Here is a 15,513-nt window from a genome sequence, read left to right on the forward strand (position 1 = left end):
TGATGAACAGCCAATCCGCATTGACCTTGCTGGTTTGGCTAAAACCAAAGTAACCAATACTAATAATGATGACGCTAATTACGCTGCGGCGTTCGAAAGTGCCCTTGTCCTGAGATATGGCGGTTTGGAGTAGGTAAACGTAATACTCGTCGAGAGTGTGTCGCTGGGATAAAAGAAACTGGTCGAGACATATTGTCATCCTCCTAACTAGCTTCGCCTAATTACAACGTTGAGTTCAGGCGTTTAAAACAAGCGCATAACCGCTCAATGGTTTTAGCTAAGAAAGAAGGATGCCAACTTTGCCATCCCGTTAGGAATTAACCACTTCTTCCATGTGGAATTGGCGTAAAGTGTTGATTTCTTGCTGCCAAATATCTGGGTCAATTGTTTCTAAAATCAGAGGGATACCATCAAAACGTGGATCTTTAGCGATGTACTCAAAACAGCTCCAGCCGATCTCGCCTTTGCCTAATGAGTGGTGACGGTCAACCTTGCTAGCGAATTCGACTTTTGAATCATTTAGATGCATTGCTCTTAAATAGTGCATGCCTACGATACGATCGAACTCAGCAAAGGTATGCTCACAATCCTCTTTAGTACGCAGATCGTAACCTGCGGTAAACGTGTGGCAAGTATCGAGGCACACACCAACACGTTCTTTGTCTTCGACTTGCTCGATGATTTCAGCCAGATGCTCAAACTTCCAACCTAAGTTAGTGCCTTGACCTGCCGTATTCTCAATCACTGCGATCACATTCGGCACAGCTTTGTGCGCAAGGTTGATCGACTCGGCGATCGTCGACAAACACTCCTGTTCCGACACTTTCTTTAAGTGGCTACCAGGGTGGAAGTTGAGCAAGGTTAAACCTAATTGGTTACAACGCTCCATCTCATCAATAAATGCCGCGCGGGATTTATTCAGCTTCTCTTCTTCTGGAGCGCCCAAGTTAATCAAATAAGAGTCATGGGGAAGAATGTGCTCTGCGCCGAAGCCAAGCATTTTGCAGTTTGCTTTGAATGCACTAATGGTTTTTTCTTCGAGTGGTTTTGCAACCCATTGACGTTGGTTCTTAGTAAACAGAGCAAACGCATTCGCACCAATTTCACGAGCACGAAGAGGCGCTTGATCAACCCCTCCAGCCGCAGATACGTGAGCACCAATAAATTTGTTTCCAAACTTGTTTTTCATGTTTGTCATTTAATCACTTTAGACTTTCAGTATGGCTACCTAAATACAGGCAGTTGCGTAAACAAGGTTAAGTTTTGAGCTTATTTTGTAGTAAATTTACAACAAAATTAACTTTTAAATATTTTTTATATTATCAAATAAATTGTAAATAGTATGTTTTCAAACATTTTATTGATTTAACTCAAGAAAATCACCTTCAAAAAATTAAGGTTTTTGGTTGTTTTTTGACTTAAATCAATATTAAAATAATGGATATTGGCTATATAATACTTAGCTCGACAAAAATTCGAAAATTAACACCAATAATCACCACGTAAGTGGTCTAGGAGATAGTGATGATCCAAGGTATCCAAATTACTAAAGCAGCTAACGACGAACTACTAAACTCAATCTGGCTACTAGATAGCGAGAAGAACGAAGCGCGTTGTGTTGCAGCAGCATCAACTTACGAAGCTGACCAAGTTATCGCAATCAGCGACCTAGGTGAATACGAAAGCCGTGAAGTAGCAATCGAAACTGCTCCTCGCATCGAAGGTGGTCAACACCTAAACGTGAACGTTCTTAAGCGTGAAACTCTAGAAGATGCAGTTGCACACCCAGAGAACTACCCACAGCTAACTATCCGTGTTTCTGGTTACGCAGTACGTTTCAACTCGCTAACTCCAGAACAGCAACGTGACGTAATCGCTCGTACTTTTACTGAGTCTCTATAATCTCTCAGTAAACTAGCTTGCTAGAATTTAAAAAGCTTGGTCAGTAATGGCCAAGCTTTTTTTGTTTCTGGATCCTTCGAAACCCTTCCGATAGTAGAAAGCAACTCGCCTTTAAGGTGCATTTCTTTGCGAAGGATCTTTCTGAAACGCTTGTGCTAAGGAGGTTGGATCAAGCCTATCTCTTTGCAGTGACGCCCCTTCTGCCCACCAAATCAATTGATGCATAGTGCGATTCATATAGCTGTCCCACTGCACCTGATCCGACTCATCCGCAGCAACGCCCTGTTCATCAAACACCTCTTGTGCTTTCGGAATATGGATCATTGCCGACACAGGCAAGCACCCCAGCTCAGATAAGAAAGTACGCATCGACACTGCAGCACGAGCACCACCCCATTGCCCAGCAGAGTAGGTCACGATCGCACTTGGCTTATAGGAAAACAGCGAACTGCCAAAATGGTTAAGCATGTTTGCCAAGGCTGGACTCATCGAATGGTTGTATTCTGGGCTAACCATCACATACCCATCGGCATGTTTGATTTTGTTTGCCAGCTCGCTTAGGTGCTCTGGCACTTTAGAGCGGTGATAAGCAAACTCGGGCTTAAACACATCGCCAAAGTCATAGTCCAATGGGTCAATGATTTCGACAGTATGTTGCGAATGCTGACTCACGATGAGTTTTTCACACGCTCTACTGACTCGCATTCCTAAACGGGCTGGTCGTGGTGGCGTGCTGTCTCTCACTGAGCCAAGAAAAATCAAAAAATGCATGCTTCTCTTTCCATCTCATTTAGTTAAGTTCGTTTCTCAATCATAAAGAGAGTTAAAACTTACCGGCAATAAAAAAGGTGAATGATTGCTCATTCACCTCTCGTTATTTGTGTTTTTGATACTTACTGTGCTATTGAAGTTTACTGCACGCGGCGCAGTACTTGCTTCAGTGCGTCAAAGTCTGCGTCGAGATCTTCTGATAACAGTTCCATCGCAGCGTGCTTCGCTAGTGGCGCAGGAAGGTCGATATCTGATTCTAGAATATCATCCACCACTTCTTTGAACTTCGCAGGGTGAGCAGTACATAGGAATAGACCGGTTTCACCGTCTTGCAGTTGTTCTTCAAGCACGCGGTAAGCAATAGCACCGTGCGGTTCACACAGGTAACCTAAAGCATGTAAGTCTTTCACTGACTGAGCGCTTTGCTCATCAGATACAGCGCCTTTTCCTAGCGTCTCCAAGCCCCACTCTTTCACACGACACAACTCTTCGATACGAGGCCAGTTGTTTGGTTGACTCACGTCCATCGCGTTCGATGTTGTTGCGACTGTTGGTTTTGGCTCCCATTTACCTGTTTCTAGGTAGCGAGGAACAGTATCATTAGCATTAGTTGCAGCGATAAAACGTTTGATAGGCAGACCCAGTGCTTTTGCCAGTAGACCAGCAGTTAGGTTACCAAAGTTACCACTTGGTACAGACACGACTAGGTTTTCACGCTCTTGCTTACTCATTTGCGCGGCAGCTTCAAAGTAGTAACAGATTTGTGCCATCAAGCGGCTGATGTTGATTGAGTTTGCAGAGTTCAGACCGATCTCTTCACGCAATGCCGAATCATCAAAAGCTTGCTTAACCAGAGCCTGACACGCGTCGAAGTCACCATCGATCGCGACAGTGTGAATGTTTTTACCAAGCGTACAGAATAGCTTTTCTTGCAGTGGGCTGATCTTGCCTTTCGGGTAAAGAATCACAACGTTGATGTCTTCCATGCCGTAGAAAGCATGCGCAACGGCTGCGCCAGTATCGCCAGAAGTTGCAGTCAGAATGGTGATCTTGCCGCCGTCCGAAACAGCTGCAAGAGATTGCGCCATAAAGCGACCACCAAAGTCTTTAAATGCAAGCGTTGGACCATGGAACAGTTCCAGAGCGTAAACACCGTCTTTCACTTGATTAATTGGCGCAGGGAATTGGAATGCAGCGTCAACCAATGCGTTAACTTGCTCTTCCGCCAGCTCATCACCAATCAGTGCAGATAGGATTTTCGTGCTACGAGAGACGAAGTCTTCTGCCAGTAGCGCATCAACGTCTTCAAATTTTGGTAATTCCGATGGGAAAAATAGACCTTGGTTACGACCTAACCCTTGGCGAACGGCTTGACCAAAGGAAACTTGTTCATCATTTTCTTTTATATTGTAAAGCTTCATAGCTCACTTCCTGTTACTTTCGAACCCTGCTTATCTAAACGACAAACGTGGACGAATCCTTCTTCGTTTTGTACGTAGTTCTGTTCTAACCAGCGAGCAACTCGCTCAGCGACATCTTTCTCTTTGCAAATACTGAACAGTGTCGGACCACTGCCAGAAATACCGGTTGCCAATGCACCCGCAGACGCTGCGTATTGACGTGCATTTGCAAAACCCGGAAGCAGTTTCTCACGATACGGTTCTGCGATCACGTCTTTGATCATTTTTGCAGCAAGTTCTGGCTGACCAGAATGACACGCATGGATAAAGCCTGCAAGGTGGCGACCATGAGCAATGATATCTTGTCGACGGTATTGAGATGGTAGGATCTCACGCGCTTCTGCTGTGGATACTTTGATACCCGGATACGCCATCACCCAGTACCAATCATCAAAGCAAGGCACTTCTTGACTGATGATACCCAACTCTTCAAGCATCAATTGCACACCGCCAAGGTAACATGGTGCGACGTTGTCGTAGTGAATACCACCAGAGATCTTGCCTTCCATTTCTCCCATCAGTGCCAGTAACTCTGTCTCGTTAAGTGGCTGTCCATGGAATCGGTTCAATGCATCTAATGCCGCAACGATAGAACACGCACTTGAGCCTAAACCAGAGCCAATTGGCATGTTCTTTTCTAGCGTCATCTCAAGTGGTTTTAGCTCGACGCCTTTTTTGTCTAGCTCACGAGCAAACACCACCCAACAATCGTAAACGATGTTCTCTTTCGGCTCGGNNCAACAAAATCACCCGCCGTCTTTAGACTGAACGGCTCAGCTCCGAACTTAACCAATACTCGGTCGCCCAATAGTGTGCCATCAACTGGGGACACCGCCGCCCCCAGAACGTCGAAACCAACGCTTACATTACCAATTGACGCAGGAGCATAAACCACTACATCCATATCACTTGAACTCATTGTTGTTATACCCCTAGCTTCCAACCTAAAGTACGCATCACATCCGAGAATACGCCAGCAGCCGTAACCTCAGTACCCGCACCGTAACCACGCAATACTAGTGGAATTGGTTGGTAGTAGCGGCTGTAGAATGCCAGTGCGTTTTCACCATCTTTAATCTTGAACATCGGGTCGTTTTCATCGACTGCAGCAATGCTTACTGTGCATTTACCATCGACAATTTCACCGACGTAGCGCAGAACTTTACCTTCTTCCGCTGCTTTAGCTGACAGCTCTTTAAAGTACGCGTCCGCTTCTGGTAAACGTTCCATAAACTCATCAACGCTGCCTGAGTCGTCAAAGCCTGGTGGCAGAGCTTGATCAACCACAACGTCTTCTAGTTCTAGAGACATGCCTGCTTCACGAGCAAGGATCAGAAGCTTACGCGCCACATCCATACCCGATAGATCATCACGCGGATCCGGTTCCGTAAAGCCGTTTTGTTTCGCGATGTTTGTCGCTTCACTTAGGCTCATGCCTTCATCTAATTTGCCAAAGATGTATGACAGAGAGCCAGAAAGGATGCCGCTAAAGCGCTCTAGTTCATCACCCGCTGAGATTAGGTTTTGTAGGTTTTCGATAACTGGTAGACCTGCGCCTACAGTTGTTTCGTACATCAATTTACGACGAGAGCTGCGCGCTACATCGCGAAGTTGATGGTAGTAAGCCATGCTTGCTGTGTTTGCTTTTTTGTTTGGCGTTACGACGTGGAAGCCTGCCGCTAGGAAGTCAGCGTATTGATTTGCAATGCTCTCACTTGAAGTACAGTCAACTAACACTGGGTTAATGATGTGATTACGTTGCACCAGTGAAATCAGGCGCGCTAGGCTGAATTCTTCAGTTGAAGCCGACATACGGTCACGCCAATGCTCTAGAGGCAGACCTTCACTATCAAGCAGAAGACCTTTGCTGTTTGCCAAGCCACATACGCGGATCACGATGCCTTTCTCTGCAAGCTTCGCCTGTTGACGCTCAATCTGGTCCACCAGCTCACCACCAACGCCACCAATACCAACCACGAAGACGTCTAGGAAGTGCTTAGAGTTGAATAGGTTCTCGTGACACGCTTTGATTGCTTCAGAGATTTTGTCTTCAGGAATCACGGCTGAGATAGCACGCTCAGATGAGCCCTGTGCAATTGCCACAATGTTTACGTTCACTTCAGCAAGAGATGAGAAGAAGCGAGATGCAACACCACGAGAGGTACGCATACCATCCCCCACTAGCGTCACGATAGAAACATCATCAATAAAATCGACGGGTTCAAGAAGGCCATCTTTCAATTCCAACTCAAATGCATCCGCTAACACTTGCTGCGCTTTTGCCTTGTCTTGAGCTTCGATACAGAAACTGATGCTGTATTCAGAAGAAGATTGAGTGATCAGAACGATAGACACACCGGCTGATGACATTGCACCGAATACTCGGCTTGCCATGCCAACCATGCCCTTCATACCCGGGCCAGACACGTTAACCATTGTCAGATCGTTTAGTGTCGTGATGCCTTTGATGGCTAGGTTATCTTCGCCTGTGTCTTGACCAATCAGCGTACCCGCGCCTTGTGGGTTAAAGCTGTTTTTGATCAGGCATGGGATATGGAATTGTGCGATTGGTGCGATGGTTTTCGGGTGCAGAACGGAAGCACCGAAGTAAGAAAGCTCCATCGCTTCTTGATAGCTAAGAGATTTAAGCAGGCGTGCGTCTTCTACTAAGCGAGGGTCACAGTTGTACACACCATCAACGTCTGTCCAGATCTCACAGCAATCTGCGCGCAGACACGCCGCAAGAACCGCCGCTGAGTAGTCTGAACCATTACGACCTAGTGTAACTAGTTCACCTTTCTCGTTACCGGCAGTAAAACCAGGCATGATGTTCACATGACCTTGAGGAAGAGGATTCTGGCGGAAGTTCTGAGTAGAAACTTCAACATCGACCATGGCTTCTAGGTGATCGCCTTTAGCGTAGAGGTATTCAACTGGGTCGATAAGATGCGCAGGTTGGCCTTTCGCTTCAAGCACTGCCTTCATCAATTGAATCGAAACGCGTTCGCCTTTGCTGATGATGCGTGCATTGACGTTATTTGGGCACATGCCAAGAAGGTTGATGCCATGAACGAACTGGCGTAGTTGAGAAAGCGACGTTTTAACTTGGTTGTCAAACGCTGCGCCATCAATGTTCGGCAACACTGCTTGAATATCACCAAACAGAGCTTTAAAAGAAGCTTCTAGCTCATTGATTTGCAGCTCAGCTTCACCATTACGGAGTGCACCTTCAATCACCGCAACCAGCTTATTGGTCGTTTTACCTGGTGCAGAAAGTACGACTGCGACTTCTTCTTGTTGCGCATTATTGGCGATGATATCCGCCGCTCTCAAAAAGCGATCTGCATCTGCTAATGATGAACCGCCAAACTTTAATACTCGCATCCCTTCCTCCGATGTATCTTCTTAGATCTGTCTAAATTCTGTATAAAAAAGCATAAAAAAAGGCCTGTATCTTGTTGGATACAGGCCTTTTTTGTGAATTTCTTTCGCTCAGCAGCCTGCCCCAACATTGGTCGTGTCGGTAATAATAATGGTTGTGGTCATTACTACTTGGCTGTGAGATGTCATAAATAAATATTCAACGATAATTATGTGTTTGCTTAACTCTACGTTTACCGAGTTTCGTAAACAGAGTCAACAAAAAATTGTTTATTTTCCGGCCTTGTAGAGATTTATGCTACGCAATGTCATTGATATTTCAATGTAATTACAATGATTTACCAAGGTGACACTAAAGGTGACTTTTTTCTACAACCAACTCATCTAACTTAAAACCGAGCCTTCTAACCATCTTTCATCTGATCTTGAACGCTGCGCGTAAGATCAAAGTGTCGATCTTTACTGATGCTAATTAACAAACACTTAACTGTGATCAATGTTCCTAGGATCGAATTAAAAGGAAAATAAGTGAGCTAGCTTTCATATTCTATGCTTTAATAGTGAGAAGCTTTTAGCACATACTAATAACAAAGTTAGACACAAGGAGTGGTCAACATGAAAAAATGGATTTTTCTGTTACTGTTCGCCGTGCCTAGCGTTTGTCTAGCGACTGATCTTCCGCCTCTTCCGGGCAAAACATCTTCGTCTCCACACAAACTTTTCATCTCTAGTGAAAATTACCAAGCCGACAGTTTTGATGTTTGGAATATCGATGGCGGCTACGCTTACGAGTTGTTTGATTCCGTTGATCTTTATGTGGGTGCTCGCGTTAATAACTCACCTACTCAAAACCAAAGTGGTCTTCTTAGTGGTATCAGCTACCACTTTAATGATCGCGTGACGGTGAAGAGTACGGTTCGTTCTTATAAAGGCGAAACAACAGAAGGCATCCGAGAAGAAGAAAGCAGCCTTGCTGCAGAAGTCTCTAGCCGCGTAAAAATCACTGAAAATCTAGATCTTCACGCCACACTCGACTATCAAGATTGGCAACAAGGCTTCGAAGTTGGATTAGGTTTCCGCTTCTAGAAATCCAACGCCTCTTTCGAGATCAACACCCCATTCCAATCCGCATACACGTAATGCTTAGGCTGGACGATCTGGTTCTGCATTGTCAGGGTGACATTGACTTCACCCACATCGCGTTTCTCCGTTTTAAACGGACAAGTCCCTAACGCTTGAACACCAATATCCATTTGTGACATCTGCGCCACATCACGAATTGCGCCGTAAACAATGATGCCTTCCCAGCCATTTTCAATCCCTAGAATTGCCAGTTGGTCGCCAAGCAGCGCTTTTTGGCAGGAGCCGTGGCCATCCACTATCAACACTTTTCCGGTGCCGTCTTCGCTGAGAACTTCGCGCACTTTTGAATTATCGTGGTAGCAGCGCACAGTAACAATTTCGCCATGGAAAGCGGTACGTTGACCGAAGTTCTGCAACGGTAAATTTAGCAAGGTGACTTGGTCTTCAAACTGGTCACAAATGTCTGGTGTTATGTCTCTCATAGTTCCTCCGTGAATTGTCCCACTCAAGCTGTTGCTCAAGTGAGTAATATCCTTTTATACGAGCCGCAGTGTTATCGCGCCTAGCTTGTGCATGACCTCTGGGTTAGCACAAGCAATCAGGTAAAGTTCGTCATCAATGACGTAATAGATGGCATTTTGCTGGTACTGATTCGCCAATGCTATCGCTGCTTTTGGAGTGAGCTCCGCTGCGTAACTCTCCTCAAACCATTCAAAAGCTTGATCGCCTACCGTGACAGGCACGTATTTAACGTGGTTTAATTGTTTTTCGAGCTTATGATTACTTATGCAATTCTCTTCTTTTGACCGTAAATTACTGTAAGGGTTCCAAGCAGTTATCACCGCGTAGCTGGCAACCTTCCATTCGGCATGAAAACGGAAGAAAGATTCTGAATAAGCATTCCATAACGATGCGTCTATGTTCGTATTACTTTTTTCTATCATAACTCTTAAACGATTAATAACAGTTACATTTCATCAATTGATGTAAATCAACAAAGTGAATGGAATTAACATTTGAGCATTGTTAGCATGCTGTTAACAATATAAAATCCGCTCCATATCTTAGGGTGTTTACGTTTCAGGCCCCGTAAATACAGGGAATCGAAAGGTAAACAAGCCCTATAGAATAAACGTCGCCATCGGATACTGGTGAGTTGGCAAAATTCCAAGGAAGGCGGATAACTGAAAGAAGTGTTTTTTTGATCAACTTGATTTATTATCAAAATCACATTACCTGTATGTTATATTTTTGCCTAGAATTTATTCTATTAGCACAATTTTGTCACAAATTTAGGTACCGCCAATGCAAACCCCGCAGATTCTTATCGTAGAAGATGAGCAAGTAACTCGTAACACTCTTAAGAGTATTTTTGAAGCAGAGGGATACGCTGTTTTTGAAGCCAGTGACGGTGAAGAGATGCACCAAGTGTTGTCTGAAAATTCAATCAACTTGGTAATTATGGACATTAATCTTCCAGGCAAGAATGGTCTTCTTCTAGCACGTGAACTTCGCGAACAGGCGAACATCGCTCTGATGTTCCTAACTGGTCGTGACAATGAAGTAGACAAGATCCTAGGTCTTGAAATCGGTGCTGATGACTACATCACTAAACCATTCAACCCACGTGAATTGACTATCCGTGCTCGTAACCTGCTAAGCCGCTCTATGAGCACTAACGCAGTACAAGAAGAGAAACGCTCGGTAGAAAAATACGAATTCAACGGTTGGGTTCTAGACATCAACAGCCGCTCTCTAGTGAGCCCAGCTGGTGATAGCTACAAACTACCTCGCTCTGAGTTCCGTGCACTACTGCACTTCTGTGAGAACCCAGGCAAGATTCAAACTCGTGCTGATCTTCTTAAGAAGATGACTGGCCGTGAGCTTAAGCCACACGACCGTACTGTAGACGTAACGATTCGTCGTATTCGTAAGCACTTTGAATCTGTATCAGGTACACCTGAAATCATCGCGACAATTCACGGTGAAGGTTACCGCTTCTGTGGCGATCTAGAAGACTAATCCGCCTCAGCATAAACAATAAGGGCTTGCTCTATGAGCAAGCCCTTTTTCTATCTGCCGTTTAGCGGTGTTAGTAAACTTTGTCGATCTTAATGCCTTTCTCGACCAACCAACCTTTCTTGCCTGCATCATCAAGCAGCAGTGCTAAATCAACGCGCTTTTCCATATCCGCTTCAATTTGCCATACGAATGCCACTTCCCACTGATTCTCACTGTGCGTGCGCAGCTCTAGCAAGTCTCCATCGATTTCCCACTCAGAGTCACCTTGCTTAATGATCAACGAATCAACGGTCAAGTTTGCTGGAAGTTCTTTATCGGCCTTCAAGTACAATGCGCCATGCACATTCTGTTCTTGAACTTCACCAATGGTTGGCATCAGGTTTACCCATAAGTTACTTTTCAACTCAACATTCATCTTGTTCATGGTGATTTGACTGTCTTCTTGCCAGTCCACTTGAGGAGCAGAGCTACAACCTGCCAGTAGTGCAATTGCCAATGCTGCCGATGCAAATTTCTTCATGTTATTTCCTCTGTTCCAACCAACTTTTTAATACTTGTATATCGTTTTGATACTCGTTTTTAATTTCTTCTACCCAATCTGAAATGTTCTCCCACCATGCGGGCATATCTGGAGACTGCGCTTTCTGTGCAACGCTTTGAATGTGTTTAAGGCCAATTGAGCCTGCCGCACCTTTTATTTTGTGCGCTTCAGAGACAATGCCATCTTGGTCTTTGGCCGTCATATTTGAATCAAGCACTTCAATGTAATCTGGCATCATGTCTTCAAACATCTTGATGCTATCGTAAACAGGCTTAACTCCAACGATATCCACGTAAGATTCGAGCATATCTAAATCGAGCAAATGCGTATTGAGCACTGGTGATGGCGTTGGGGCAACTTCTTCGATCACCTCAGGTTCTGCAACCACTTCCTGCTGACTCTCAATACGTTCAACAAAAAACTTATCAATCACGGCTTGCATTGCTTGAACCGCAAGTGGCTTACTGATGGCATCGTCCATGCCGTTATCTAGATACTCACGACGATCTTTCATCACATTCGCAGTGAGTGCCACCAGCGGCGGTAAGTTGTCGTAGTGTTCGCGGTAGTACTTAGCTACATCGAAGCCCGTCATGTCTGGCAATTGGATGTCTAGCAGTGCTAAGTCATATTCATCCGGTACAAAGTTCACGAGTGCTTCTTCACCGGTCATTGCTACGGTAACGGTGTGACCTAAGCTCTCAAGTAAGGACTTAGCAACAGTCACGTTAAGTTCGATGTCTTCGACCATAAAGATGTTGAGGTGCACTTTATCGCGCTTAGCATCGATAATTGGCTCTTCTAATTCAACGATAGGTACATGAATCGATACGGTAAAGGTACTACCAAAGCCTTCTTCACTTGCTACCGTAATGTCGCCATCCATCATATTGATCAGTTGCTTAGATACCGCCAAACCAATGCCTGTACCAACCGCATGTAGGTTATCTTTGCCAGATTTCACTTGGTAGTACATCGCAAAGATCTTATCTAACTCCTCATCAGGGATACCGATGCCAGTATCTTCCACTTCCATAATGATGGTCGCGTAATCTTCTTCAACATCGGCGCTCACTGTCATCACCACACCACCTTCTTTGGTGAACTTCATGGCGTTGCTGACAAGGTTCCAAATAACCTGACGCAGACGTGTGGCATCGACTTCAATCGCTTTAGGCAATGAACTTAAACGCTCTAGGTCAAAGCGCAGGCCTTTTTGCTCTGCCATCAGTGCTGAGATGCTTTCGATTTCAGCGACGAAGTCTTCAAAGTTCAACGGCGCAGGCAACAGCTCCAATTTGCGACGGTCGAATTTGTCCATGTCGATGATGTCGTTGAAGATGTTGCCCAAAGTAATGGCACTGACGTTGATGGTTTGCATGTGCTTGCGCTGCTCGTCCGTCAGTTGGCTATCAAGCAACATACGGCTCAGACCAACGATGCCGTTTAATGGCGTACGAAGCTCATGACTGATTGTAGAAATAAACGTGGTTTTATCTCGGCTGGCTTTTTCTAGAGACTCTTCATGGCGTTTACGCTCAGTGATATCACGACCGAAGCCCACTAGACCAAGGTGGCGGCCATCTTTGCTGTAAAACGGCACCTTACGCAGTTCAAAGTAATGCTTACGTCCATCTGGGTATTCCAGCCATTGCTCGTAAGTAATCGCTTGATTGTCAGCAAAGACTTTTTGGTCGGTATCGACGATGTGTTCAGCCACTTCTTTGCTATAGACATCCCACGGGCTCAAGCCGACTAACTGGTGCTCTTTCTTACCAGTTAGCTCTTCCATCGCGCGGTTACAGCCAGAGAAAACACCGTCAGCATTACGGTAGTAAATTAGGTCTGGAGAGGCATCGATAAAAGAACGCAACAACGCCGTACGCTCGGCAAGCTCTAGCTGAGTGCGTTCACGTTGGAACACCTCATTCTCGAGGTCTTGCATCGCTTCTTCGCGAGCTTCTTCCGCTTTAATACGCTCTTCAATCTCTTGGTTGAGCTTTTCAATGTTCTGCTGCAGTTGAAAGTTCAACTCTTGGTCACGTGAGCGCATGTCTTTCAGTTTGGAGACAAGCTTCGTCAACCTTTGACGTGACTCTTCTAGTTGATCTACGACCACTGATAAGAAATAAACGGCCCACGGCGTGATGAGAAGACCAAAGAACACCGAACGAACGATATCGATGTCATCGACATTACCTTTGAGCGCGAGGGTAATACCCACTTGCACCACGACAGCTAAGGCGACCAGCGCAAGCGCCAGTAATATCGAGAAACGGACAATCCCCAGCTTAACCAAAAGGTCAACGTAATACTGGGCGAGATTTTTCATGGGCTTCATTCACTACTCCATGGAACAAGCTAGATACCGAGCCCTGATGATTGGAAAAGTAAAACCGCAAAGAAACGGTGTCTCTACGGTTTAAATGTTTGAAATACACACAGATGAAATAGCGATGCTTCAGGGCTCTTCAACGCTTCATACTATGTAGTTGCAGTTTAGCGTGTTTAATACGGTGATTTAAACCGCCTGCTCTCAACTTAGAGCAAGCGGTCACAAAGCGTTAGTAAGAACTTGGGTGAAGATGGGTTCGATCTCGACCATCTGCCTTCGCTTGGTAAAGCGCGCTGTCGGCCATGGCGACGCCCATTTCAGGTTCATCACCGTGATGAGGGACATAAGAAACGAAGCCAATGCTGACCGTCAGTCGATTTGAAACATTCGAACAACCATGCTCAATTGCCAACTCGTGGATTTGATCGTGAATACGTTGGGCAACTTTATGCGCTCCCTCAGTGGTTGTATTTGGAAGGATGAATGCAAACTCTTCTCCGCCGTATCGAGCCACACAATCGGAAGAGCGGCTCACCACTTGTTGGAATACCGCAGCCACTTTGACGAGGGCTTCATCACCTTGTTGGTGACCATAACAGTCGTTGTAATCTTTGAAGAAATCGATATCACATAACATGATTGTCAGTGGTAACTTCTCACGAATGTGGTGATACCAAAGGGTATGAAGCTGCTCATCAAAACGACGACGGTTGGCCACTTTGGTAAGACTGTCAGAGAAGCTCAGTTTCTCTAGCTCAAGATTCGCCTCTTCGAGCTTCTGCTCAGCAAGATAACGCTCTGAGATATCACGAGCCATGATCAGCACACCATTAGTGCCGGACGCTTTATCTTTGAACGGCGACTTCACCACATCAAACCACGTGTAATAGCCATCGCTGCTGCTCACTTTATCGATGTAGCGTATAGGCTGAGTTTGCTTCAAAGCTTGCAAATCACTTGCTTCTAAGCGGATGTAGATATCTTCAGGAATAACGTCTTGTAGGCGCTTACCAATAAGGTCGCTCACATCAGGAATCCCGAGTGCATTCACAAATGGCTTGTTGCATGCCTGATAAACCATGTTCTCATTGAAGATACCAATAGAATCAGGACTGGCATCCAAAATCGTTTGTAGGATCGTATCACGCTGAGCCAACGCCACTTCGGTGTCTTTACGACGCTCCATTTCATCACGAAGGTTTTGTTGCATCTTGTGCCATTCCGTCACGTCATGGCTAATGGATAGCGTGCCGATCATCTCACCGGCTTGCGAAACCAGCGAGCTTTGGTTCACTTCAAGCAAACAACTTCGGCCTTGAGGATCGGTTGTCCAACGGCGTTCACTTTTACGAGTCGCGATTGGGCGAGCTTTAGACGTACACGCCTCTTCTCTGCGCCCTTCCCAAAACAGATCAAATGCGCGGTTGGTCGTTAATACTTTACCTTGTTGATCTTGCAAACAGATCAGCTCAGACAGAGAGTCGATAGCAGAGCGAGCTATCCCAAGTTGTTCAAGCTCTTGCTGTTGTTCAGTATGAGTCACTTGATGTGGCTGAGCATACACAATCCAAACTCGGTGACCGCGAAGCAAACTCTTTCGACCCGACAACTCAACTTTGATGCTCTCGGTCTCGGACAATCGCCAGCCGAACAATTGCTGACGGAAGTGTCGACTAGAAAAGCTATCAAGTAGTGTTACCAGTTCTTCAGTATGAAAGGAAGCAGGATAAAGAAAGCCAGAACCTAATGAACGAATGCCAAGTAATTGCATGGCTGAGTCATTAGAAAGCAATAACTGTCCGTGACTAGCATCGATCACTAGTACGGGATAAGGAGAGTCAGTAACCAGCTGTTTCAAGCCGAACTGGAAGCGTATATAGATCAGCGTGACGGCGATTACGCATACCACAGAGAGCAGGACCACAAATCCGTAGTCGCCCTGCCCATCCCAGAGCCAATTGAGTAACTGATCCATTTTTCCGACCTTTAAAGCAAATCGGGAGAAATATAACAGTTCT

12 protein-coding genes, 1 pseudogene and 1 other annotated feature are annotated in these 15,513 nt (G+C 45.4%); of the genes and pseudogenes, 3 read left to right on the top strand and 10 right to left on the bottom strand.

All coding sequences use genetic code 11. The features are described 5' to 3' along the window. Positions 1 to 310: 310 nt before the first annotated feature. Positions 311 to 1,198 (bottom strand): deoxyribonuclease IV, encoded by an 888-nt coding sequence (gene nfo / locus H735_RS22255; RefSeq protein WP_020196193.1) that lies wholly within the window; start codon positions 1,196 to 1,198, stop codon positions 311 to 313. Positions 1,199 to 1,524: 326 nt separating this feature from the next. Between nfo and grcA the strand changes: the two genes are divergently transcribed. Continuing rightward, positions 1,525 to 1,902 carry an autonomous glycyl radical cofactor GrcA gene (gene grcA, locus H735_RS22260; protein ID WP_005434930.1) on the top strand — a complete coding sequence of 126 codons (378 nt, stop codon included), beginning with the start codon at positions 1,525 to 1,527 and terminating at the stop codon, positions 1,900 to 1,902. Positions 1,903 to 2,013: 111 nt separating this feature from the next. On the opposite strand, the gene H735_RS22265 is transcribed toward grcA, so the two are convergent. The 4 genes and pseudogenes from H735_RS22265 to thrA form a co-directional block, all read right to left on the bottom strand. Then, on the bottom strand, positions 2,014 to 2,673 hold the full coding sequence (locus H735_RS22265) for an NADPH-dependent FMN reductase (protein WP_020194028.1): 660 nt from the start codon (positions 2,671 to 2,673) through the stop codon (positions 2,014 to 2,016). Between the two features lie 140 nt (positions 2,674 to 2,813). Next, on the bottom strand, positions 2,814 to 4,094 hold the full coding sequence (thrC, locus tag H735_RS22270; RefSeq protein WP_020194027.1) for a threonine synthase: 1,281 nt from the start codon (positions 4,092 to 4,094) through the stop codon (positions 2,814 to 2,816). Further along, positions 4,091 to 5,037 (bottom strand): annotated as a pseudogene (gene thrB, locus H735_RS22275) (homoserine kinase). The gene thrC and the pseudogene thrB overlap by 4 nt, the downstream one beginning before the upstream one ends. A 20-nt stretch (positions 5,038 to 5,057) precedes the next feature. Beyond that, positions 5,058 to 7,517 (bottom strand): bifunctional aspartate kinase/homoserine dehydrogenase I, encoded by a 2,460-nt coding sequence (gene thrA, locus H735_RS22280; RefSeq protein WP_005434938.1) that lies wholly within the window; start codon positions 7,515 to 7,517, stop codon positions 5,058 to 5,060. Positions 7,518 to 7,570: 53 nt separating this feature from the next. Next, positions 7,571 to 7,687: a sequence feature (Thr leader region), on the bottom strand. A 442-nt stretch (positions 7,688 to 8,129) separates the two neighbouring features. Between thrA and H735_RS22285 the strand changes: the two genes are divergently transcribed. After that, positions 8,130 to 8,600, top strand: coding sequence for a hypothetical protein (locus tag H735_RS22285; RefSeq protein WP_009707713.1), 471 nt, complete (start codon positions 8,130 to 8,132; stop codon positions 8,598 to 8,600). Here H735_RS22285 and H735_RS22290 read toward each other — a convergent pair. Next, complete coding sequence (locus H735_RS22290; RefSeq protein WP_005436195.1) at positions 8,597 to 9,079, bottom strand: putative 4-hydroxy-4-methyl-2-oxoglutarate aldolase; 483 nt, start codon at positions 9,077 to 9,079, stop codon at positions 8,597 to 8,599. The genes H735_RS22285 and H735_RS22290 overlap by 4 nt on opposite strands. Positions 9,080 to 9,133: 54 nt before the next feature. Further along, positions 9,134 to 9,541: a DUF3293 domain-containing protein gene (locus tag H735_RS22295; protein ID WP_020194025.1), complete on the bottom strand. Its 408-nt coding sequence runs from the start codon at positions 9,539 to 9,541 to the stop codon at positions 9,134 to 9,136. Between the two features lie 361 nt (positions 9,542 to 9,902). On the opposite strand from H735_RS22295, the gene arcA reads away from it, so the two are divergent. Then, positions 9,903 to 10,619, top strand: a complete 717-nt coding sequence (gene arcA / locus H735_RS22300) for a two-component system response regulator ArcA (protein WP_005436194.1) — start codon at positions 9,903 to 9,905, stop codon at positions 10,617 to 10,619. A 70-nt stretch (positions 10,620 to 10,689) separates the two neighbouring features. Here the strand turns inward: arcA and H735_RS22305 are convergent, their stop codons facing one another. The 3 genes from H735_RS22305 to H735_RS22315 all read right to left on the bottom strand — a co-directional run bounded on the left by H735_RS22305 (position 10,690) and on the right by H735_RS22315 (position 15,470). Further along, complete coding sequence (locus H735_RS22305; protein ID WP_005436193.1) at positions 10,690 to 11,139, bottom strand: hypothetical protein; 450 nt, start codon at positions 11,137 to 11,139, stop codon at positions 10,690 to 10,692. Position 11,140: 1 nt separating this feature from the next. Then, entirely contained in the window at positions 11,141 to 13,501 is a 2,361-nt protein-coding gene (arcB, locus tag H735_RS22310; protein WP_020194024.1) for an aerobic respiration two-component sensor histidine kinase ArcB, read from the bottom strand. 223 nt (positions 13,502 to 13,724) lie between these two features. Further along, entirely contained in the window at positions 13,725 to 15,470 is a 1,746-nt protein-coding gene (locus tag H735_RS22315) for a sensor domain-containing diguanylate cyclase (RefSeq protein ID WP_020194023.1), read from the bottom strand. Positions 15,471 to 15,513: the final 43 nt, after the last annotated feature.

The sequence above is a fragment of the Vibrio owensii CAIM 1854 = LMG 25443 genome (assembly GCF_000817815.1).
In the GTDB taxonomy this organism is placed as follows: Bacteria; Pseudomonadota; Gammaproteobacteria; order Enterobacterales; family Vibrionaceae; genus Vibrio; species Vibrio owensii.